The sequence below is a fragment of the Arcobacter sp. YIC-80 genome, assembly GCF_044841725.1.
Lineage (GTDB): Bacteria > Campylobacterota > Campylobacteria > Campylobacterales > Arcobacteraceae > Arcobacter_B.
The window spans coordinates 187030-209169 of record NZ_JBJBSI010000003.1 but is presented as its reverse complement, the minus strand read 5'-3'; the positions used below and the strand labels follow the sequence as shown (position 1 = coordinate 209169).

The following is a 22140-nucleotide window of genomic DNA, read 5'->3' as shown; positions in this document are numbered from 1 at the left end:
CCAGGATAAGTAATATATGGATCAACTTTTAAAATTTATAAATAATTTGAATGCTGCCCAAAGAGCAGTAATAATAGGAGGTTTCTCCCTTTTATTTATTCTATTAATTGGTCTATTAGTTTATTCAAATATAAAAGCAGAAGATAAAAAATTAAATTATACAATTGCCTCAAATTTAACTAAATCACAAGTTATGTTAGCAAGTGATGAACTTGAAGCTTCAGGAATTGCCTTTAGTGTAATTGGTTCAGGTAATAACTTAACATTAAAAACATCAAAAGAGTTTATTAATATTGCCAAAATTAAACTTGTAACTAGTGAAGCTTCAACTAGTAAACATGTTGGGTGGGAGATTTTTGAAAAATCTTCTTTAGGTACTACAAATTTTGAAAACAAAGTAAAGTATTTAAGAGCTTTAGAAGGAGAACTTTCAAGGTCTTTAGAATCTTTAACAGGAGTCTTAAGAGCAAGTGTAAAAATAGCAATTCCTAAAGATACTATTTTTACAGAAAGAAAGACCCTTCCAACTGCTTCTGCAGTTCTTTCATTAAAACCAGGGGTCTTTTTAACTCAAAAACAAATAGATGGAATAAAGAACTTTATAGCATCAGCTGTTCCTGATTTAACACATGAAAATATTAAATTAATTGATCAAGATGGAAGTTTACTTCAAAAGTCTAAAGATGATATGGCAACACAAAAATCATATTCACAAAGTAAATATAAAAAGAAAATAGAAGATGATTATGAGAAAAAGATTGTTGAATTATTAGAACCTTTTGTAGGACCTGGAAGAGTTGTAGCAAAGGTTTCTGTATCTTTAGATTTTATTATGCAAGATATTGAAGAAGAAATATATGACCCAGAAGGTACTATTCGATCTCAACAAGTTATTGAGAATGTATCATCTTCACAAGGTATGCCATCACAAGTAGGTGGAACAGCAGGTGTTGATAATAATATTCAACTACCAGGTGGTACTGGTGGAAATTCAAATTCACAAGCTAGTAGTGAAGGAACAAATACTGTAACAAATTATGAAATCTCTAAAAAAATAATTAAACAAAAAGATAACAATTATTCAAGAATAAATAGAATTACCGCTGGTGTTACTTTTGATTCTACTGTATTAAAAGATGTTGAAAATAAAGATGAATTTTTAAACTCAATTGAGTCTATTGTTCAAGATACTATTGGATATGATAGTAAAAGAGGTGATAAAGTAACCGTAAAAGACTTTAAATTTATAGGAGTTAAACCCATTGGAGAAGGTGGTGTACAACTTGATGAAAATGGAAACCCTATACAAGTTAGTGAAGGTTCTTCTTTAGACAGTTTATCAATGATAAAAGCTATACTAAAAGAGTTTAGTGAATATATTCAATATTTAATTGCAGCAATACTTTTATTTATTTTTTATAAGAAGTTTATAGTAAATCATGAAGTTGTAATATTAGGTGATGGTACAGCAAAGAAAAAAGAAGATGGTGAAGATGATGATTTAGTTAATGATATGCTAGGTGATTATGGAGATCAATTTGATAGAGAATCTGCAAAAGGTAGATTGAAAAACAAAATTAAAAGTCAAATCTTAAATAATATAGAAGGTTTAGATGAAGAATCAGCTGCTAAATATGAAGTTTTAGTAGAAGAATTAGACAAAGAGGTTAATAATAATCCAGCAGAAATTGCATCTATGATAGAACTTCTATTATCAGAAGGTGATGCTAACTTAAAAGGTAAAAAATAATGGCAGAAAATATTACTACTTTACATGAAGTTCTAAAAGGAATGTCAATGAAGGATAAAGTTGCTAGATTTTTTGTCCTAATTGGAGAAGAAGCAACTGTAAAAATTTTTCAACATTTACCTAAGGATACAGTTGAGGATATTTCTACTTCTATTACTCAAATAAATTCAATTGATAAAGAAACATCTTTAGCAATATTAGAAGAGTTTCATTTATATACAAGAACAAAAGGTTTTATTAGTTCAGGTGGTTATGATTTTGCTAGGGATATTTTATATAAGTCTTTAGGAAAAGGAGAAGCAGATGAAGTTTTAGCTAAGCTTTCAAAATTAAAACTTGCTTCTCAATCTTTTTCTTACCTTGATGCAATTAATCCAAAACAATTATCAGATTTTATTAAAGATGAATCTCCCCATACTATAGCTGTAATACTTTCACACATGGATGCCCCAAAATCGGCAGAAGTTTTAATGCAACTTGAAGAAGAAGTAAGAGTAAAAGTAACTATGCAAATGGCAACAATAAAAGATGTTTCACCAGATGTAGTAAGAACTATATCCGTTGTATTAGAGAAAAAATTAGAGTCTTTACTTTCTTCTATTGTTGATGTAGGTGGAGTTAAAGTTGTTGCTGATATGTTAAATAGACTAGGACCAAAGTCACAAGATATTTTAAAAAATATCAATGGTGTTGATACTTCACTTGCCACAAAAATTAAAGAAAATATGTTTGTATTTGAAGATTTATTAAATTTAGATACAGAATACGTTATGAAAATTTTACAAAATGTAGATACTGCTGATGTTGCAGTCGCTATGAAAAATGCTCCTGATGAAGATATGGAAAAAATTACAAGTGCAATGTCTCAAAGAGCAAGAGACAGATTTAAAGAAGAGTTTGAGATGTTAAATAAAGTTAAAATCAAAGACATTGAAGCTGCTCAAAGAAAAATGCTTGATGTTGCACAAAAAATGATTGAAGATGGAATCATTGATAGAGAAATGGATGAATAATGGCTAGTAATAATGTTCGATCAAATGCAAAAGTTTTAAATGGTGGGGGAGATGTACAAAAGTATGAATTAGGTAATTTCATAAATAGTACAAATCAAGTTCAAGAAGAACAAATACCTTCTCAAGCAGTTTTAGATAATAAAGAAATAAATGGCTATATAGACCCTGTATTAAGTGAAGTAAGAAATTTAGCTACTCAAATTAGTCATATTTCAGCAAAAGTTGAAAGTATTGAAAACGGTGGTGTTCAAGGTAGAGATATTGATGCACAAGTTGTACAAGCTATAAAAGATTTAAAACATTATGCCGCTTTTTTTGAACAAGCAACTTTTCAAATGGAGTCTAAACTTTTAAAAACATCTATTTCAATCGCACAAAAAATTATAAGTATTGAAGTTGGAGAAAATTCTGCAAAAATTGCTAAACAAACAATTTCTCATTTATTAGATAAAATAAAAACTGCTTCTAAAGTTCAAATACATTTAAACCCTAAAGATTATCAAATGTTAAAAGATCAACTTACTTTAGAACCATATATAGAACTTAGAGAAGATCCAAATGTTGCTACGGGTGGTGTTGTAATTGCTAGTGATTTAGGTAATTTTGATGGTAATATTGAAGCAAAAGTTGCTTCAATGCTAGAAACACTTGATACTGTAATTTAATTAAAACTAAACTACTATTTAATTTCTTAAAAGTTTATGTTATAATAGTTTAGAATGATATTTTTTATAAAAGTTTGGTTATGGAAATAAGTGAAAGAGATTATGATATATTAGTTGATACAGAAATTACTGTTGATGTAATGCTTGGAAATTCTGACATTACTATAGCAGAATTTTTAAAATTAAGTGATGGAGATATAATTTCATTAGATAAGCCAGCTGGCGCTGGTGGAGATATATATGTAAATCAAAGAATTATTGGTACGGGTGATATTATTGTAATTGATGATAAATTAGCTGTAAGAGTACAAGATGCAATGGATTCTGACAATGTTGTTAGATATTTCTTTGATGAAAATTTAGTATAGGAGTTAAAATAATGACTGTTAATAGTAGTGATGAAATTAAAACAGGTACAGGAATAGGTGGAAGTCAGTATACTAAAGCAATTACAAATGATGAATTATCAAATGAAGATTTTCTAAAATTAATGATTCAAGAATTAAAGCTACAAGATCCTACTAAACCTATGGATTCAAAGCAAATGCTAGCTTCTCAAATGCAAATGTCTACAATTAGAACTAACCAAGAGTTAGCTAAATCAATGGAGAGTTTAAAAGCTTCTTTATCTAATATGACTTTAACTAATGCTGTTACTTTTATGGGTAAAAAAGTTGATGCAATTGTTGATAAGCCTGTTATTTTGGAAGATGGTAGTGTAAAAAGAGATAAAAATGGTAATGTTGTTACTGAAAAAGTAAAATCTTCATACAAAATTGCTACAGTTCAGTTAGATAATGGAGTTACTAAATTTGAAAGTCATGAACTTGTAGGTTTTAAAGATGTAGCCATTGACTATAAAACTAATAAAGTAGTTAAGTATGATTTTAAAACAGGTCAAATTAAAGATGAAGAAGGTAACTTAACAGAGTATTATATAAAGTTGACAGAGGATGGACGTTTTGAAACGAATGCTTCAGGTGATATTCAACTTGTAGATAAAGATGGTAAAACTATTTCACCTACTTATACAGTTGAAGACAAAGATATTCTACGATATGAGTTTATTAATACCGAAGAAATATATTCTGCTAACCAAACAAATATAGAATATGAAGAAATTGTAAAAGTATACTAGGATAAATTATGATTGGTGGACTTTGGAATGGATATTCAGGTTTAAATACTTATGAAAGAGCATTAAGTGCAGAATCTAATAACTCTGCAAATACTAACACTGTTGGTTATAAAGCTAATGATGTAAGATTTGAGGATTTAATGTACAAAGATGGTATAGGAAAAGGTGCTCAGATTGAACAAGTATTTAAAAGATTTCAACAAGGTAATATTAAACCAACTGGACATAGTTTAGATATTGGTATTGAAGGTAAAGGGTATTTTATTGTAAATGACCCTCAAAACAATGAAACATATTATACTAGAGCTGGAAATTTTCAATTAGGTTCTGATGGATTTTTACAAACACCTGATGGTTTAAAAGTACAAGGTTTAACTCCTCAAGTTCCACAAGTTATTACTACTAATCCAGATCTAGTTCAATTAAGTAAAATACATTCTGGTTTCGTAGCAAGTGAATCAATTGCAAATGAGAATTTTATTCAAACAATTAATGCAAGAATAGGGGATTATTCAAAAACAGCTCAAACTACGGGAATTAATGGGGAAGGTTTTAAAACAGCAAGTTCAAAAGTAGTTGATATTGAAGCCTTGATTACTGATTATAAAGATAAATTAGATCTTTATAGGTCTGTATCAACTCAAGAAGCTACTCCATCTTCAAATCAAATTACTAGCTTAGATTTTAGTAGTTATCTATCTGAATTACAAGATCAAAACGATTTTATAAAAGTTACAATCAATAATCAAGAGGTTAGACAACAATTTGATACAAATGTAGATAATACAATGCGACTTTTTGCAGATAAAATTTCTGCTATTCAAGGTATGAAAGGTACAGTTGATACAACATTAGGAAAAGTTACAGTTGAATCTATGATTCCTGCAAAAGAAATAGCTATTTATGATGGAACTGTAAACGATAAAGCAGCTTCAATTAATCAAGTACAAAATCAAAGTTTAGGTACAGGATATGGAATTGTAGTTAGTGCAAGAGATGCTTTACAAGCAGCAGTTGAAGCTGCTGGTTCAGAGTTTATAGAAATTACGAATACTATTAATTTAGAAAATCAAGGAAACCTTCAAGTAAATGATATTCAGATGAAGTTAGCAAATCTAAACTTATCAGAATATACATTTGGCGGTATTAGTGTTGATGAAGGTATTATTTATCTTGCTGATGGAGATAATAAATTTGTAGTTGGTAAGGTACAAACAGCATTTTTTAGAAATGATCAGGGCTTAGATGCACAAGGTAATAATCTTTATAAAAGTACAAATGAAGCTGGTGAGGCACAATATGCAGGAAAAGTAAATACTTTACACTCTGATTCTTTAGAGGTTAGTAATACAAATAATGCTGATACTTTAACAAATTTATTGACATACCAAAAAGCATTTGAAGCAAATTCAAAATCAATAACTACATCTGATGAGTTATTAAAAACAGCTATTAATCTTAGAAAATAATAGCTGTAGTGTTTTCATATTAGCATTTCTTTAATGTTAATATGTGAACATTTTGTTCACCATTTTTATATAAAAAGGATAAATCATGATTGGCGCACTATGGACAGGGATCTCAGGATTATCGTCACAACAACAAGCATTAGATAATGAATCAAATAATATCTCAAATGTAAACACAATCGGATTTAAGTCATCAAGAATATCATTTGCAGACCAGATGTACCAAGATAGAATAGGTAAAGGGTCTAAAATTTTAGATGCAGAAAAACTATACACACAAGGTAACCTAAAATTAACAGGAGTTAATTATGATATGGCCTTAAGTGGAGAAGGGTTTTTCACAGTATCAAATACAAGAGCAACAGGTTCAACAGAGAACTTCTATACAAGAGCAGGAAACTTTAGAATGGGTGATAATGGAACCCTACAAGATTCAGCAGGTAATGAAGTGCAAGGTTGGATGATGACAGCAATAGATACAGCAAAAGATGTAACAAGCACAAACCCAAATGTAAATGTATTTACAAATGATTATACAAAATTACTATCATCAAAAATCATAAAACATAGTACGTATGTAGAGACAATTACAGCAAAAGCTACAGATTATACAAAAACAGCAAAGGGTGATTCTGAGACAATATTTGATGGAGCAGGATTAAAAAGTAAATCTTCAAAAGTATCAGATATTGAAGAAGCAATAAAAGATTATGCAACATGGTTACAAAGATTATCAGAAGAACCAGATGGAGCATCAGCAACATCAACAGCACAAATATCACATATAAACTTTAAAACAACAAAAGCAGACTCTTTAATAAGAAGTGAAGGTCAACAAATATATGCATTTATAAATGGAACAAAATATTCTCAAAACTATATATCAACAACTGCAACTGATCAATGGATAAAAGATTTTTATGTAGATGCAGCAGCAAATGCACCTTTTGGAGATGCATATTTAACAGATTTTGGACTACCAACATCAGGAACATTTTCAAATCCACCATCAGATGCAAATATTGGGACATTAACAAGTGAGCAAAGAGATACATTTAATGTAATAGCAAGTAGAATAGAGACATATAAGGGACTAGCAAATGAGATATCAGAGAGAGTACCAGGAGTAGTAGCGTATATGTCAGATGAAGGAGGAGGAACAAATAATGATGTATTAGAATTAAATGATACATTAACTCCAAATTCACATGATTTATATCAAATGTCAAAAGGTATAATACAAATTAAGTCATTAATTCCAGGACAAGAGTTTACAATATCAGAAGTAGGTGAACGTTCAGGAGATACAACAGTACAGGGGAATTATCTGACAACAATAGCATCACAAAAAGGTGAGGGTATTGGAGCATTAAATTCATCAAAAGATGCCTTAGCTAAATTAGTTACAGGTAAGCAAAGAGATGTTTATACTACAACTGATTTATCTTTAGCAAAAGATGGTAGTGTTACTAAAGACTTTACTTATGGTATTACAATCTATGATAAAGAGTTAGGTCAAAATATACCAATCCCTAATGATGGTGCAACTCCTCCAAGTGCTTTAAATATTCATATTAATGGTGCAACTTCTATAGATGATATAGTTGCTGCAATTAATGATTCATCAAGAACAACTTTTACTTCTGATAATGGTAATACTTCTACTGTTACAAATAACTTACCTGATTATATAGTTGCTAAAAATGTAAATGGAAACTTAGTACTTGAAACATTAGATGAAAATTATGATGTTGAATTTACAGGATCTATGAAAATTGCAGATGATCATACTGTAGATAATGGAGCTGCTAACTTAACAGCTGTTTATACACCACTTGATAAAAATAGTGATTATAGTGGAAGGGAAGGTGCAGGAGCTGAGTTTATACAACTTATAAATAAAGTTGATCAAACTGCTACAAAAGGTTCACTGCAATTAAGACTTGATACTTTAGGTATTTCAGATTCTGCCTTTGGAGACTTTTCTGTAGATAGTACAGGTCTTATTATGATGAAACAAGATGGAGCTGATTATGCTATTGGTCAAGTAGCAATTGCTTTATTTAATAATAATAGAGGATTAAATCCATCAGGGGATAACTTACTTGCAAAAACAAATGAATCAGGTGAGCCAATTTATAACTTAAACAATGATAAAACTGCAAAAGTTGAAGGAAAAACATTAGAGTTAAGTACAGCTGATTTAAGTGAAAGCTTAGTAAATCTTATGGTATTCCAAAGAGCTTTTGAAGCAAATGCTAAGTCAATTACGACTTCAGATCAATTATTAAATACATTAATTAACTTAAAAAGATAAATAAATAAAGTAGTATTCTTTACTACTTTATTTTAATAGGATTGTTTTGGAAAATTTTTTATTAATCACAATTATTGGAATATTATTATTATATTTCTTTTCAAGTGCAAATGTATATAAATCTTTATATAAAAAAGTTAATGAAGAGAAAAATTTATTAGAAGAAGAAATTAAGAAATTACAAAAAATTGTAGATAGATATGAAAAACAAGCAAAGATAAGTTCTAATACATTAGCAAATAGCCATGACAACCTTCAAGTTGCTAGAGATGATTTACAAGAAGCAAGATTGGAAAATATGAATTTAAAACATAGAGTTGATGAGTTAGAAAAAAGAAATGAAGAGTTATATGCACAAGTTAATACAATGGTTTAATATGGAATTAGATACTTTAGTATATAAAATATTATTAATATTTTTATTTTTAAATTGTACTTTATATGCTAAAAATGAATTAATTGAATCTCAACCAGAAATATTATTTCAATATGATAAATTAAAAAAAACACAAGATAATTTAGCTTTACAAGTTGAATTTAATAAAGCTGTTTTATTTTTAGGAAAAGGTGAATATAAAAAAGCCATTGATATTTTAAAAAAAACAGCTTTAATTATAAAAGTACCTTCAAATTTAAATATTGGTATTGCATATTATAAGTTGGGTGCTATAGATAAAGCTATTGTTTATTTAAATGATATTTATAAAAATAAGGCAGTAGCTCTTAGTGATACTTATTCTTATATGTCTGCTTGTTATTATTTATATCAAATTTCTAAAGATAATAAGTATTTAGATACTATTGTAAAAATTTCAAGAAAATATAAAAATTTAACAGAACATTCTAAAAGAATGTTAGCAGATACTTATATAATTCTAAAAGAGTATAAAAGTGCATTAAAAATTTTAAATTCAATGAACTATGCAATGGATTTAAAAAAAGCACTTCTTTATATAAAATTAAAAGATTATGAAAAGGCTAATATTTTATTAGAAAAATCACAAAATAATACCTTGAATCCTTCAAGATTAAATCAAATTTTATGGTTTAGAGTTTTTGTAGATTTAAAATCAAATAATATTGAAAGACTAAGAGAAAATTTAGATTTAATCCAAGAAAAGAAAAGTTTATTTAAAGCTAATCAAGATTTACCTTTAGAAATATTTTTTAATGAGAATAAGTATTCATCAAAAGATTATTTAGATTTTGTTTCAAAATTTGATGATAATAGAAAATACAATTTCCTTTTTTATTTTGCTCCTTTTATTTTTTCAGATTCAGAAGAAATAATTTATGATAGTTCAAAAGGTTTTATTTTTAACTCTGAGGGAAATTTAAATAGTTTAGAAGAAATGGTTGAATACAATAATAAGTTTCTTGATATAATAAAAGAAGACCCTATTATAAGAGTTGTAAAATTAAAAAAGCTTTTGTCTACTGACACAAAATCTTATATTTATTATAATCTTGCTTTATCTTATACTCATATACAAGATTATTTTAATGCGCATAAATATTTTATAAAAGCATTTAAGCTTAATCCTGGAAATAAATTATATGCAGTTATGACTCTTTTAACTGCTAATAAATTAGGTAAAAAACTTGCTGATGAAGAGTATATAAATGCAATAATTAGGTCAAAAGATGGTATTTACAATTATTTTGGGAAAAAAATATATACACTATTTTTTAATCCTGAATATAAACTTGAAATAAAACCATTATCTTATAAGAGTACTATTTTTTATAAAGCTTTAGATTATTTAGAGAAGTTAAATAATAATGAACCCTTAAATAATCATCCTTTATTATCTAAGTATTTTAAAGATCCTTTAACATATCTTATGAGATTAGTTCAAAGAGAAAAAAATGAAAGTAATTATTCTTATTTCTCAAGACTTCAAGATAGTGTACCTTTATCTTTAAATAATAATTTTCTTGAAGGTCCTTTAATTATTACAAAATATTATATTGATGTTTTAAAAGCTATTGGTTTAATGAAAAAAGCTGACTTAACGATAGTAGGAAAGAATTCTCCTTCTTATTTAAGAACAAAAGCTTTAAGTGATTTACATTTAGGTAGACCAGATGAAACAATAAAAACTATAGAATATTTACAAAAAGAGTATAAATTAGAAGATAAATATACTATGTATCTATTAGTAGCAGCACTACTTGAAGCTGGCAGATACAATGATGCCTCAATACAAATCTCTTTGATAAAGGCAATATTAAATGATAAAGATGCTGATTTTTTAACTGCTGTACAGTTAATTCAAGAGTTGAAAATATCAAGTGCAAAGCAATATATTACACAAGCTTATAAAGATGCTTTGATTGACTTTAAACTTATAGGTTTTGATGAATATTTGGAATCTTTATAATTTTTACCTAAAACTTTTTATAGAACTAATTATTTAAATTTTTTTCTGCTATAATATCTAAAAATAGTATCTTTCAAGGAGTCTGATATGGAACTTGGTAGAATAGCTGAAATTGACAACGCAAAATTAAATAACGTTGAGAAAATTGAAAAAATAAACGAAACAAGTGAAAAAAACAAAGTCATCAAAGATGAAGAATATAAAAAAACACTTGGAAGTAAACAAGAAATTCAAGCAAATGAAGTAATTCTAGATAATATAAGATTTGGATACAACAAAAACTCAAAAGATTTCTTTGTAAAAATTACAAAAGGTGATGCTGAGTATAAATATCCTACTGAAGATATGATGAAAGTAAAAGCATTTATCCTTCAACAGTTAGAAGAAACACAAAATAAAAAATAAGGTTAGTTTAATTGGCTTCAGATTTATCAAATATATTTAAAGATGAACTTGCAAATACATTAGAGCAATTATTATCAAATAGTTCACAAGTTGAAACAGTAAACCCATTAGCAATAGAAAATTATGAATCTTCTCAATTTATTGAAGCTGAAGTAAAATTTGATTTTAAGGCTATCTCTTCTACTTGTTATTTTTATGTGCCTACAATAAGTGCTACAAAATTTGAGTACCTAATGCTAGGAGGTATGGGTGATTTAAAAGAACATATTGATGATGAAATTACTGATGCTGTAAATGAAATTATTTCAAATATTTGTGGAAGTTTTTGTACAGCAGTTAATGCACAAGGTTTTGCTGATGTTGAATCCATAAAAGCTGAAGTTGTAGGTTCAAAAATTGTAGAACTAGATGTTTTAGAAGCAAAAAATAATAGTTATGAATTTATTATAGCTTTAGGAGATGAAAAACTTCCTTTAATTTTAAGTTTCGATGAAATCATTCTACCTTTTTTCTCTACAATAGTTGGTAATTCAGTAGGAACAGTAGAAGAACCTTCTTCTCATAGTGTTCAAGCACCTGTTCAAAATATGAAAAGTTCAGTTGAAAATACATATAAACCACCAAGAAATTTAGAGTTACTTTATGATGTAAAATTAAAACTTAGTGTAAGACTTGGAACAAAAATTGTATTATTAAAAGATATATTAAAATGGGATGTAGGTGAAATTATTGAATTAGAACAGATGGTAAATGAACCTTTAGAAGTTTTAGTTAATGGTGTAAAGATTGGTGAGGGTGAAGCTGTAATTGTTGAAGGTAAATTTGGTTTAAAAATCAAAAAAATTGGAAATGAAGACTTAAGATTAAGTCAAATAGGGATGTAAATAATGGATAAAAGTACCTTAGCTGGATTTGGTGGTGGATGGGGACTAGTTGCTCTTGCTATCATCTTAGGGGGAGTTGGTTTTGGACCTTATATTGATATACCATCTGTTGTTATTGTATTTGGTGGAACAATAGCAGTTACAGCAGGACAATTTGAAGCAAGTGACTTAAAAAGAGTAGGTGCTTCTATGAAAATTGCAATTAATGAAGTTCCCGTAGAGCCCTTACCTGAACTAGTTGAGAAGATTATATTTTATGCTACAGAAATTAAAAAACATGGTGTTATGCAGATTGAACAAAAAGTTATGGAAGAAACAAATCCTTTTTTTAAAGAAGGTTTCCAACTTTTAGTTGATGGTACAAAAGCAGAAGTGCTTGAGCCTTTACTTGAATATAAACTAGAACACATGGAAAAAAGACATAAAACCATGATTAGTATTTTTGGAAATATTGGTGGTACAGCAGGTGCAATGGGTATGATTGGTACTCTTGTTGGTCTTGTAGCAATGCTTGCAAACCTTTCTGATCCTGCTGCTGTTGGTCCTGCAATGGCTGTTGCCTTACTTACTACAATGTATGGAGCTTTAGTTGGTACTTTAATTGCAGGTATTTTTGAAAGTAAATTAACACAAAAACATGAAAAAGAAATGGTTGCTTGTGAGGTAATTATTAAAGGAACAACAATGATTGCAGCAGAAGAGTCAATCGGTAATATCAAAATGCAATTAAATGCAATTTTAACAGACGTAGAAGAGTAAAATTATGGGAAAAGATAAGTGTCCAGAATGCCCTAAGTGTTTACCAGGTTGGCTTGTACAATTTGGTGACCTTATGTCATTACTTTTAACTTTTTTTATTCTTCTTTTATCCATGGCAGTTATGGATAAGAAAAAAGTTGAAGAATATTTTGAAGTAATGAAAAAGGCAATGGGCTTTATTGATACTACAACTTCTGTTGAAACACAAACAGAAAAACATGATACTGCTCAAAGTACTTCAGAAGATGATAATAGTGAAGGGTCTAGTCAAGAAGCGGCAGAAAATGCTGCAGAAGAAATGGCACAGATTGTTCAAGAAATAAATGCAAATTCAATGAGTGAATTACAAGAAGTAAATATTGAAAAAGGTAAGAATGAATTTACTTTAGATATACCTTCAACAATTATGTTTAAAGAGGGTGAATATGATTTAACAAATCCTGCGGCTAAAAATTTTGTTTCAAAAATAGCTAGGGTAATAAGAACAATGCCTCAAACTTTTAATATTGAAATTGTAGGTCATACAGATAGAAATAATCTTCAAAACAATGAAATACCAAGAGATGGTTGGGATATTTCAGCTTTAAGATCAATTTCTGTTGTAAAAGAACTTATAAAAAATAGAATAGATCCTTCAATATTAAAAGTTTCAGCATATTCATCTTTTCATCCAAAGAGTGAGGTTTCAGCTGATAATAGAAGAGTAGAAATGAGATTTTTTGCTCAAGAGAAGCAAGATGATATATTAAGTGAAGAAAATTTCTTTGATAGGTTGGAATAATGGAAATTAATAGCAATAATTTAGTAGATATGTCTGTAATTAATAATACAAAAAAATTTGATAATATAAAAACAGATAATTTAGAAAATGAACAACTAAAAAAAGTAAGCGATGAGTTTGAAGCTTTCTTTTTAAAACAAATTATGGATATATCATTGAAATCAACAAAAGTAGCAGGTGAAGCAGCTGGTTCTGATATTATTAAAGGTATGTATACACAAGCTGTATCTGATAGTTCTACTGGAAGTTTAGGAATTAGTAATATGCTTTATGAATTTTTATCAAGAAATAATAAATAAGGAGCACTTGTGGTTGAAGAAGTAGTACAAAAAATTACACAACAAGTTGAAGAACTTAAAAATGCTATTAATTTAGATATTGAAGATATTAGACAAGCTAATAATGAAGGTTTATTAGAAAGAAATGATCTTAAACATGAATTGATTAATGATATTGCTTCTTTAAAGTCAGATTTAAATCGAGAGCTTATATCTGAAATGAAAGAAGGAGTTGATGTTAATATTTATAGAGAACAGGTTGATAGTCTTGAAGATAAATTAAGAGAACTTTATGAATTAAATAAAAAATTAGCATCAATAGTATTACCAGTAAAACAAATGTATAGTGATTTAGTTGATGAAATTTCTGCTGTAAATGGAGGACAGATATTTGATGTTAAAGCATAGTATTTTGCTTATATTATTATCTATTCATTCTTATGCAATTACAGTACTTGTAGCAAAACAATCTTTTGCTTATGAAGAGAAGTTGTCAAAAGCAAAACTAAGACTTATAAATGTAAATAAAATAAGAAAGTCTTGTGTCCCTTTAACTATTAAAGATATAAATGAAAATGATTATATCACACGACATTATATAAATGATGGCTCTATCATTTGTAAAAAAAATGTTAAACTTTATAAAAAAGAGAGTGTTACATTTAAATTTGGTGCTTTAGAAATAGAGAAAAAAGGTAGAATTATTTACGAAAATGATGACTTTATAAGAATAAAAAAAGCAGATGGTACAATTGAAAAAATCTACAAAGATGGAAGATTAAAATGAATATGCTCTCTTTTCTAGGAGAAACACCTACTGCTGCATTAAGATTAGCCCAAGAAGAGTGTGGTGAAGAAGCTATTGTAATCTCTACAAAAAAAATAGCAAATGCTCATGATGCAGGGAAAAATATGTATGAAGTTGTTGTTGCATTAGAGGATGAAGACAATAAAAATAGTTCTGTTTATGCTAAACCTGCAATTACAAAAAAATATCAACAAGACTCAAAGCCAATACAAACGCAAGTTTATGATTTTAAAGAAGAAATCTCTAAAATGCAAGAAAAACTTGAACTTGTACAAAAATCCTTATGGAATCCTAAGAGTCAGCTTTATGATTTAACAATTCCCCATGAATTTGTAGATATTTATAATCTTTTTGAACAAAATGAGTTTGATCAAGAAATGACATACACAATAATGAAAAAAACAATTAAGCAATTGCCAATTTCATTAAAGTCTAATCCTAAAAAAATAAATGATTTTTTCAAATTAATTTTAAGAAGAATTATTCCTGTAAAGTATGAGATGCCTTTGCGAAAACATCAAAGAAAAATTATTATGATGGTAGGTCCTACAGGAGTAGGAAAAACTACGACTATTTCTAAACTTGCTGCTAGATATGCTTATAAATTAGGTCAAAGCTATAAGGTTGGTATTGTTACCTTAGATTCTTTTAGAGTTGGAGCAATTGAACAACTTCAAGCGTATACTAATATAATGAGATTACCCCTAGAAGTTGTGAAAAAGCCAGAAGATTTAGCAGAAGCGCTTCTTAGGTTAAAAGATTGTAATTATATTTTTATCGATACAGCAGGTTCTAGTCAATACGATGTTGATAAAATTGAAATGATAAATGATTATCAAAAAAAAGTTGAAGAATTACCAATTGAAAAAATATTAGTAATGCCAGCAAATGTTAAACAAAGTGATTTATTGGAAATATATGCAAATTATTCAAGATTAAATATAGATTATTTAACTTTTACAAAATTAGATGAAACAAAAAGTTTTGGTAATTTAATATCTTTTGCCCATAAGACAAAAAAATCAATAACATATTTTTCTATTGGTCAAAATGTACCTGATGATTTAGTTGTTTCGGATAGTTCTTTTTTAATTGATTGTTTTATGAATAATGAATGTGTTAGGAGATGAGTTTGTTCGACGCAATTTCATCGCAAGCTAGTAAGCTTGTGAACTTAACTAATAAAGCAAGAGGTAACTATGCTTCAAAAACTAAACTTGTTACTGTTACATCAGGAAAGGGTGGAGTAGGTAAATCAACTTTTACTGCAAATATGGCTTTTCTTCTTTCAAAAAGAGGTTTCAAAGTAGCTGTAATAGATGCAGATATAGGTTTGGCAAATATGCAAGTATTATTAAATATAAAACCTAAAGTTACACTTTTCGATTATATAGATGGTATGAGAAGTTTAGACGAAGTTATTTTAAAAACACAATATGATGATTTATTTTTAGTTGCAGGGAAAAGTGGTTATCAGTATTCAAATCACTCTAATTCATTTGTTTTTTCAAGAATTGTAGAGGATGTAATAGCCTTAAATAAATTTGATATTGTTTTGGTTGATACTGGTGCTGGATTAAATGATTATGTAAAGGAATTTTTATCAATTTCAGATAATATTTTAGCAATAACAACAACAGATCCAAGTGCTTTAACAGATGTATATTCTTTGATAAAAATGCTATCCAATGATAAAAGTAAGCTTATGTTATGTTTTAACCATACTAATAGTTACCAAATTGGAAAAACTATTGTAAATTCCTTAGTTAATTTGGCAAAAAAAAATAGACTAAGTAAAGATTTTATGGTAAAATATATAGGTAACGTTTCAACATCTGCTAATATTTCAACGACTGGAAGATTGAGAAAACTTTTTACAAAAGAGTTTATTCAAGATGATTCTACTAAACAATTGCAGGTGATAATTGACTATTTATTAGAAAATATTCACTAAAGGTAAATCAAAGTGCAAGAACATATTAATATTTGTACTTTTTTTATTGTTAAAAACAAAAGAGTAACATGGTAGTAGAAAGATTCTCCCAAAATGTTATAAACAGTGGTGTGTTTAGATTATACATTGCTACTGGCTTTTTTGCTACAGTGATATTTTTTGTAGTTAATATTGAGTTGTTTACTCCTTATGAAATGATTTTAGGTATAATTGGTGTAACAGTTATACTTAAAGGTATTAGCAATATGATGTTATCTTTAATAATTTCTTTTTTTAGTTTAGAAGATAGAAAAGCTGAATTAGATTTTAATTATAATGAAGAAAAAATAGATGCTATGTTAAATGAATTAAATGTACAAGATATAGTAAAAGCGGAAGAAAAATCACAACAAAAACAAAAAGCAAGCTAAAGGAATTTAGATGAAAATATCTTCAATTGCAGACACAATTAATCCCCTTTCTTTAAAAGATAATACACCTTTAAACAATAAAAAAGATAATTCTTTTTCAAATATGTTAAATGATGCAGTATCTCAAGTTAATAAAGAACAATTAGAAGGTTATAAAGCTATGGAAGAAATAGCAAGTGGAAAAGTAACTAATCTTCAACAAGCAGTTCAGCAAATTGAAGAAGCAGAACTTTCTATGAAACTTGGTTTAGAAGTTAAAAATAAAGCTTTAAATGCCTATAAAGAAGTTATGAGAATGCAAATATAATAGGAGTTAGTGATGGGTTTTTTTGATGGATATAATGTAGCAACTTCTGGTATGAGTGCTCAAAGAACAAGAATAAATATTACTAGTGCAAATATAGCAAATGCTAAAACAACGCACACAGAACAAGGCGGACCTTATAAAAAACAAGAAGTAGTTTTTGAAGATATCTTACTTGGTAAAACAAATAGTAATAACAATAGTGCTCAAGCATTAGATAAAATGAGTAGTAAAGAACAAACAGAAGTTGCTTTAAGAGGAGTTGGTGTTAAATCTATTGTTGAATCAGATGCAAAACCAGTTATGAGATTTGAACCACATCATCCTGATGCAAATGAAGATGGCTACGTAGCTTATCCAGATATTAATCCTGTAATTGAAATGGTAAATTTAATTGAAGCAATGAGATCTTATGAGTCAAATGTTGCAGCATTTAATACTCATAAAAATATTGATACTAAAACTTTAGATATTTTGAAAGCATAGATTATGAGTAAACAAGTTGAATTTTTATCAAAACAAACAAATATAAATGAAGCTTCATCTAGTAGCAAAACTTCTATAAAAGGTGAAAAAAAAGAAGGACTGTCTCTTTTTGATTCTATGTTAGGTGGAATGAAAGAAGATACTAGTAAAACAGAAGATAAAACAAATACTTCTTTAGTTCAAGAAAAAACAAAAGAAAAAAATGAAATTACTGTTAAAACTTCAAAAAATGATACACAAAAAACAAATATTCAAAATTCAACACAAGAAAATATTAATAAAAAAGAAAACTTAAAGAGTAATACTTTAGAAAATAAAAAGAGCATAAACTTAGAAACAAATCAAGTTGAAGATAATGAAAATAAAAAACAAAATACATCACCAAAATCATCTTCTTTACTTGATAGGTTAATTGTTGAAGCAAAAACTCAAGAAAAAAATAATCAATTTGATATTAAAGACTCTAAAGAAAAAACTAATATATCAAAAACACAAGAATTATTATCTTCTAAAAATGAAGATAAAACAAATGTTACTGCTAAAATTAAAGAAGAAATAAAAGACTTAAAAGAACAAAATAAAATTGATAATTTAGATAAACAAAGTAAATTAGAAAATACAAATGAAGTTATAAAAGAAAAAAAAGTAGATAAAAAAGAACTTAGTGATAAAAATTCTGAACTTGTAAATATTAAAGAAAATCAAAAAACTGACAGTAGTAATACAGAAGAAAAATCTTCTACAAAAAATATATCAGATATTGATAAAATAAAAAAAGATTTAAATAAAAATGATTCTAAAGTAGATTCAAAAAAACTTGTTGATAATAAAGATGAAAAAGTAAATGATTTATTAAAAGAACTGGATACTAAAGATAATAATAACAGTCAAGATATTTCAAAAATTGATAAGCAAAAGCAAGAGAATCAAACAATTGAAAAGATAGATCTAAATAAAAATGTAAAAAAAATAAATGAAAATGAAGAGAGTATTTTAAATACTAAAAATGAAGAAAAGACTTCAAAAGAAAACAATATAATTAATGAAGAAAAAACTACTGAATCCAAAGTAAATAAAGATATTTCAAAAGTTCTGAAAGTAGATGAGACAAATAATATAGATGAGAGTTTAAATCAATCTGAAACTATTCAAAATAATAAGTTTGGAAAAAGTGATTTAACAACTAATGTTAAAATTGAAAATGAAAAGAAAATAGTTAGTCAAGACAATAGTAAAGTGGCTAATTCAAAAGTAGAAGCACAAGATAATAAAGTAGAAGTAAAAAATATTGAAAAAGATATTACTCCTGAGAATAAAAATATAAGTACTAATCAAGAAAATGTATTAGAGTCTAAAAATGAAAGCACTAATAAAGAAGCTTTATTTGAAGAAACAGGCAAAGTAAAAAATAAAAAAGTTGCAAATGAACTTGCTTCTTTAAAGACTCAAGATAATAATGAAAATATTAATATCTCAAAAAAGGATATTGAGCAAAATACAAATAGCTTAAAAAGTGATGTAAAAAAAGAAGAAAAATCATTGCTTGATAAATTGGTTGATGATAGTAAGCAGTTAAATGAAAAGAAAACTATTAATGAAGTTAAATCTAACATAGAAATAAATAAAAATGATCAAAGTTCTGTTGTTAAAAATACCAATGATTCAAAAGAGTTTTTAACAAATATTTATTTAAGTACTCAAAGAAATAATGCAAATAAAAGTTCTTTAGTAAATAAAAGCGAAGCTATAAATCAAGTAAAAGATGCTAAAAATATTGAAGATGTAAAACAAGGTGGAAATAAACTTGATTTAAATGTTCAAAAAGTAGAGGTAGACGTATCTAAACAGCAAGAAGTAAAAGTAAATGATAGTGCATATACTGATAGAAGAAACTTTTTAGATAAACTTGCTATGAGTAATAGTGTTAAAAATGATGAAATTAGAAATATTATTAATAAAAGTATTGATAATGCAAATCTTTCAAAAGCTACTGAAACAATAGTAAATAGTTCAACACAGACAAAAGTTGAGGAAGTAACTGTAAATGTTAATCCATCTTTGGCTCAAAGTATTCAAGCTAGAATAATTGGAGCAAGACAGCAGATGTCAACAATGATGTCTGATGTAGCTAGACAAATGTATGAAAACTATAAGCCTCCTGTTACTGCATTTAGAATTAATTTAAATCCTTCTAATTTAGGTTCAATTGCTATTGTAATGAAAAGTGATAAAGATAATGCTATAAGTATTAGTATGAATATTTCAAATAATTCTACTTTAGAAGCTTTTGTAGATAATCAAAGTGGTTTAAGAAATGTATTAAATAAAACATTCAGTGAAGAAACAACTTTTAACCTAGATTTTAATTCAAATGAAAATAGTGGAAATCAATCAAATAATCAAGAAGAAAAAAATCAAAATAGAAACACACAAAATAGTTCAGATACAAGAAGTATATTAGAAGCAAGAGAAAATAATAAAACTGATGATAAAAAATTAGATTATATGTAAGTATTAAATGGAAGCTTTTCTATCGTTACTAAATGAAAATGTAGTTTATGAATTTTTACTTTTGCTTGGACGAATATTAGCATTTGTTGCTTTTATGCCTATATTTGGAGATGCTGCTGTTAGTGTAAGAATAAGAATAGCATTTGCTTTTTATATAACTGTTTTTTTATTTCCTGTTGTTGATGTAACTACAGCTATTACTCAAGATACTTTTATTTTAGGATTAATATCAGAAATAACTTTAGGAGCAATAGCTTCTTTACTTTTTCAAATTATGTTTGCAGCAGTTAGGATTATTGGTGATTTTGTAGGTTATTCAACTGCTTTATCAATGGCAATGATGTTTGACCCTTCTACTGGTTCACAAGAGGGCTTAGTTTCAAGGTTATTATATTGGATAATTGTGGCTTTATTTTTTCAAACAGGAATGTATGAAATGACTATTGTTATGCTAGTAAAAAGTTTTTCTATGGTTCATTTAGGTTCTTTTGATATTTTTTCTTATGATGGAATACAATTAGCTATTGATGAGGTAAAAAGAATGTTTACATTTGCTTTTGCCTTTGCATTACCATTGTTTTTTATAGGTTTTATTATGGATTTATATTATGGGTATGGTACAAAGTCAATGCCAGCTTTTTCTCCTTTTGTAATTACTTTTCAAATGAAGTTTGGTTTAATTTTTTTATTTTTAATGTTTGGAATGGAAGTTTTTACAGAAACTTTTACAAATTATTTCCTTTCAAAGTTTCAATAGTAGGATAATATATGGCTGATGAAGATGATAAAACAGAAGAACCCACGCCCAAAAAAATAGAAGATGCTAAAAAGGAAGGTAATGTAGCTAAGTCTATGGAAGTAACGGGTGCTGCTATACTTTTTTTTGGTTCTTTATATTTACTTTTTTTCTCATCATCTTCAATGTTGGAAATAAAAAAACTAATGTTGTTTTGTTATAGTTTAATAGGACAAGAAATGGATAATACAATTTTTTATTCCTTAACCTATTCTGTAACCATGGCAACACTAAAAGCTTTAGCTCCCATGTTTATTTTAGTATTTATTTTAGCATTAGTTTTTAACTGGGTACAATTTGGAATGATTGTAACACCTATAAAACTTGATTTACAAAAACTAGATCCTATAAAGGGAATGAAAAATGTTTTTGGAGTAAAGAAGTTAATAGAAGCTTTCAAATTAACAATGAAACTTTTAATAATTGTTGCAGTGATGGTTGTTTTATTCCTTTTCACAGGTGAAATGATGCTTGCTATGATGAATCAAGAAACACTTGGTACTATTAACTCTATGATTGAGCTTACTAGCTATTTTTTAGCAGCTATACTTCTTATTATAATTATTTTTGCTATAATTGATTTTTATTTTACAAGACATTATTATATGAAGTCTCTTAAGATGAGTAAGCAAGAGATTAAAGATGAATTTAAAAATATGGATGGAGATCCACAAGTAAAAGGGCGTATTAGAAGAATACAGATGCAAATGGCTCAAAAAAGAATGATGTCAGATGTACCAGATGCTGATGTTGTAATTACGAACCCAACTCATTATGCTGTAGCTATGAAATATGATAATACTGTAGATTCTGCACCTAAAATGATTGCAAAAGGAATTGACTTTTTAGCAATAAAAATTAAAGACATTGCAAAAGAGAATGATATTCCAATTATTGAAAATCCTGCATTAGCAAGGGCATTACATGATCAAATAGAAGTTGATCAAGAAGTTCCAAGTGAATTTTATAAGACTTTGGCAGAAATTTTCTCATATGTTTATGAACTAAAAAAGAATAAAAGGTAAGAT

The 22140-nt window shown here is 27.5% G+C and carries 24 protein-coding genes; all 24 read left to right on the top strand.

Features of this window, described 5'->3' with window-relative positions:
• The first annotated feature begins 16 nt into the window (after window positions 1-16).
• The 24 genes from fliF to flhB all read left to right on the top strand — a co-directional run bounded on the left by fliF (window position 17) and on the right by flhB (window position 22137).
• Window positions 17-1750, top strand: a complete 1734-nt coding sequence (gene fliF / locus ACH5BK_RS06555; protein ID WP_404305663.1) for a flagellar basal-body MS-ring/collar protein FliF — start codon at window positions 17-19, stop codon at window positions 1748-1750.
• Complete coding sequence (gene fliG, locus ACH5BK_RS06550) at window positions 1750-2763, top strand: flagellar motor switch protein FliG (protein WP_404305661.1); 1014 nt, start codon at window positions 1750-1752, stop codon at window positions 2761-2763. Before fliF ends, fliG begins: the two co-directional genes overlap by 1 nt.
• A complete protein-coding gene (locus ACH5BK_RS06545) occupies window positions 2763-3428 on the top strand; it encodes a FliH/SctL family protein (protein WP_404305659.1) in 666 nt (221 codons plus the stop codon). The genes fliG and ACH5BK_RS06545 overlap by 1 nt, the downstream gene beginning before the upstream one ends.
• Before the next feature lie 80 nt (window positions 3429-3508).
• Window positions 3509-3796, top strand: coding sequence for a FliM/FliN family flagellar motor switch protein (locus tag ACH5BK_RS06540; protein WP_404305657.1), 288 nt, complete (start codon window positions 3509-3511; stop codon window positions 3794-3796).
• 11 nt (window positions 3797-3807) lie between these two features.
• Window positions 3808-4566: a flagellar hook assembly protein FlgD gene (locus ACH5BK_RS06535; RefSeq protein ID WP_404305655.1), complete on the top strand. Its 759-nt coding sequence runs from the start codon at window positions 3808-3810 to the stop codon at window positions 4564-4566.
• Window positions 4567-4574: 8 nt separating this feature from the next.
• Window positions 4575-6035 (top strand): flagellar hook-basal body complex protein, encoded by a 1461-nt coding sequence (locus ACH5BK_RS06530; RefSeq protein ID WP_404305653.1) that lies wholly within the window; start codon window positions 4575-4577, stop codon window positions 6033-6035.
• 85 nt (window positions 6036-6120) lie between these two features.
• Window positions 6121-8352 (top strand): flagellar hook-basal body complex protein, encoded by a 2232-nt coding sequence (locus ACH5BK_RS06525; protein ID WP_404305651.1) that lies wholly within the window; start codon window positions 6121-6123, stop codon window positions 8350-8352.
• A gap of 46 nt (window positions 8353-8398) precedes the next feature.
• On the top strand, window positions 8399-8728 hold the full coding sequence (locus ACH5BK_RS06520; protein ID WP_404305649.1) for a hypothetical protein: 330 nt from the start codon (window positions 8399-8401) through the stop codon (window positions 8726-8728).
• Window positions 8703-10736: a tetratricopeptide repeat protein gene (locus ACH5BK_RS06515; protein ID WP_404305647.1), complete on the top strand. Its 2034-nt coding sequence runs from the start codon at window positions 8703-8705 to the stop codon at window positions 10734-10736. Before ACH5BK_RS06520 ends, ACH5BK_RS06515 begins: the two co-directional genes overlap by 26 nt.
• Window positions 10737-10823: 87 nt before the next feature.
• A complete protein-coding gene (locus tag ACH5BK_RS06510) occupies window positions 10824-11141 on the top strand; it encodes a flagellin (protein ID WP_404305645.1) in 318 nt (105 codons plus the stop codon).
• A gap of 11 nt (window positions 11142-11152) precedes the next feature.
• Window positions 11153-12025, top strand: a complete 873-nt coding sequence (locus tag ACH5BK_RS06505; RefSeq protein ID WP_404305643.1) for a FliM/FliN family flagellar motor switch protein — start codon at window positions 11153-11155, stop codon at window positions 12023-12025.
• Between the two features lie 3 nt (window positions 12026-12028).
• Window positions 12029-12784, top strand: coding sequence for a motility protein A (locus ACH5BK_RS06500; protein WP_404305641.1), 756 nt, complete (start codon window positions 12029-12031; stop codon window positions 12782-12784).
• A gap of 4 nt (window positions 12785-12788) precedes the next feature.
• Window positions 12789-13565, top strand: a complete 777-nt coding sequence (locus tag ACH5BK_RS06495; RefSeq protein WP_404305639.1) for a flagellar motor protein MotB — start codon at window positions 12789-12791, stop codon at window positions 13563-13565.
• Entirely contained in the window at window positions 13565-13864 is a 300-nt protein-coding gene (locus ACH5BK_RS06490) for a hypothetical protein (RefSeq protein WP_404305637.1), read from the top strand. Before ACH5BK_RS06495 ends, ACH5BK_RS06490 begins: the two co-directional genes overlap by 1 nt.
• 9 nt (window positions 13865-13873) lie before the next feature.
• Window positions 13874-14251, top strand: coding sequence for a hypothetical protein (locus tag ACH5BK_RS06485; protein ID WP_404305635.1), 378 nt, complete (start codon window positions 13874-13876; stop codon window positions 14249-14251).
• Entirely contained in the window at window positions 14238-14630 is a 393-nt protein-coding gene (locus ACH5BK_RS06480; RefSeq protein ID WP_404305634.1) for a hypothetical protein, read from the top strand. The genes ACH5BK_RS06485 and ACH5BK_RS06480 overlap by 14 nt, the downstream gene beginning before the upstream one ends.
• The gene (flhF, locus tag ACH5BK_RS06475) at window positions 14627-15781 is read left to right on the top strand and encodes a flagellar biosynthesis protein FlhF (RefSeq protein ID WP_404305632.1); all 1155 of its coding nucleotides are present in this window, start codon (window positions 14627-14629) and stop codon (window positions 15779-15781) included. The genes ACH5BK_RS06480 and flhF overlap by 4 nt, the downstream gene beginning before the upstream one ends.
• A 2-nt stretch (window positions 15782-15783) precedes the next feature.
• The gene (locus ACH5BK_RS06470) at window positions 15784-16605 is read left to right on the top strand and encodes a P-loop NTPase (RefSeq protein WP_404305630.1); all 822 of its coding nucleotides are present in this window, start codon (window positions 15784-15786) and stop codon (window positions 16603-16605) included.
• Between the two features lie 68 nt (window positions 16606-16673).
• Complete coding sequence (locus ACH5BK_RS06465) at window positions 16674-17015, top strand: hypothetical protein (protein ID WP_404305628.1); 342 nt, start codon at window positions 16674-16676, stop codon at window positions 17013-17015.
• 10 nt (window positions 17016-17025) lie between these two features.
• Window positions 17026-17322, top strand: a complete 297-nt coding sequence (gene fliE, locus ACH5BK_RS06460; protein ID WP_404305626.1) for a flagellar hook-basal body complex protein FliE — start codon at window positions 17026-17028, stop codon at window positions 17320-17322.
• A gap of 12 nt (window positions 17323-17334) precedes the next feature.
• Window positions 17335-17805 carry a flagellar basal body rod protein FlgC gene (gene flgC / locus ACH5BK_RS06455; protein ID WP_404305624.1) on the top strand — a complete coding sequence of 157 codons (471 nt, stop codon included), beginning with the start codon at window positions 17335-17337 and terminating at the stop codon, window positions 17803-17805.
• A gap of 3 nt (window positions 17806-17808) precedes the next feature.
• Complete coding sequence (locus tag ACH5BK_RS06450; RefSeq protein ID WP_404305622.1) at window positions 17809-20316, top strand: flagellar hook-length control protein FliK; 2508 nt, start codon at window positions 17809-17811, stop codon at window positions 20314-20316.
• A gap of 7 nt (window positions 20317-20323) precedes the next feature.
• Window positions 20324-21073: a flagellar biosynthetic protein FliR gene (locus tag ACH5BK_RS06445; RefSeq protein WP_404305620.1), complete on the top strand. Its 750-nt coding sequence runs from the start codon at window positions 20324-20326 to the stop codon at window positions 21071-21073.
• A gap of 11 nt (window positions 21074-21084) precedes the next feature.
• Entirely contained in the window at window positions 21085-22137 is a 1053-nt protein-coding gene (flhB, locus tag ACH5BK_RS06440) for a flagellar biosynthesis protein FlhB (protein ID WP_404305618.1), read from the top strand.
• The last annotated feature ends 3 nt before the right edge of the window (window positions 22138-22140 follow it).

Coding starts and splice junctions, on each gene's coding strand:
- fliF (WP_404305663.1), top strand. CDS start 17: ATGGATCAACTTTTAAAATTTATAAATAATTTGAATGCTGCCCAAAGA.
- fliG (WP_404305661.1), top strand. CDS start 1,750: ATGGCAGAAAATATTACTACTTTACATGAAGTTCTAAAAGGAATGTCA.
- ACH5BK_RS06545 (WP_404305659.1), top strand. CDS start 2,763: ATGGCTAGTAATAATGTTCGATCAAATGCAAAAGTTTTAAATGGTGGG.
- ACH5BK_RS06540 (WP_404305657.1), top strand. CDS start 3,509: ATGGAAATAAGTGAAAGAGATTATGATATATTAGTTGATACAGAAATT.
- ACH5BK_RS06535 (WP_404305655.1), top strand. CDS start 3,808: ATGACTGTTAATAGTAGTGATGAAATTAAAACAGGTACAGGAATAGGT.
- ACH5BK_RS06530 (WP_404305653.1), top strand. CDS start 4,575: ATGATTGGTGGACTTTGGAATGGATATTCAGGTTTAAATACTTATGAA.
- ACH5BK_RS06525 (WP_404305651.1), top strand. CDS start 6,121: ATGATTGGCGCACTATGGACAGGGATCTCAGGATTATCGTCACAACAA.
- ACH5BK_RS06515 (WP_404305647.1), top strand. CDS start 8,703: ATGCACAAGTTAATACAATGGTTTAATATGGAATTAGATACTTTAGTA.
- ACH5BK_RS06510 (WP_404305645.1), top strand. CDS start 10,824: ATGGAACTTGGTAGAATAGCTGAAATTGACAACGCAAAATTAAATAAC.
- ACH5BK_RS06500 (WP_404305641.1), top strand. CDS start 12,029: ATGGATAAAAGTACCTTAGCTGGATTTGGTGGTGGATGGGGACTAGTT.
- ACH5BK_RS06495 (WP_404305639.1), top strand. CDS start 12,789: ATGGGAAAAGATAAGTGTCCAGAATGCCCTAAGTGTTTACCAGGTTGG.
- ACH5BK_RS06490 (WP_404305637.1), top strand. CDS start 13,565: ATGGAAATTAATAGCAATAATTTAGTAGATATGTCTGTAATTAATAAT.
- ACH5BK_RS06480 (WP_404305634.1), top strand. CDS start 14,238: ATGTTAAAGCATAGTATTTTGCTTATATTATTATCTATTCATTCTTAT.
- flhF (WP_404305632.1), top strand. CDS start 14,627: ATGAATATGCTCTCTTTTCTAGGAGAAACACCTACTGCTGCATTAAGA.
- ACH5BK_RS06465 (WP_404305628.1), top strand. CDS start 16,674: ATGGTAGTAGAAAGATTCTCCCAAAATGTTATAAACAGTGGTGTGTTT.
- fliE (WP_404305626.1), top strand. CDS start 17,026: ATGAAAATATCTTCAATTGCAGACACAATTAATCCCCTTTCTTTAAAA.
- flgC (WP_404305624.1), top strand. CDS start 17,335: ATGGGTTTTTTTGATGGATATAATGTAGCAACTTCTGGTATGAGTGCT.
- ACH5BK_RS06450 (WP_404305622.1), top strand. CDS start 17,809: ATGAGTAAACAAGTTGAATTTTTATCAAAACAAACAAATATAAATGAA.
- ACH5BK_RS06445 (WP_404305620.1), top strand. CDS start 20,324: ATGGAAGCTTTTCTATCGTTACTAAATGAAAATGTAGTTTATGAATTT.
- flhB (WP_404305618.1), top strand. CDS start 21,085: ATGGCTGATGAAGATGATAAAACAGAAGAACCCACGCCCAAAAAAATA.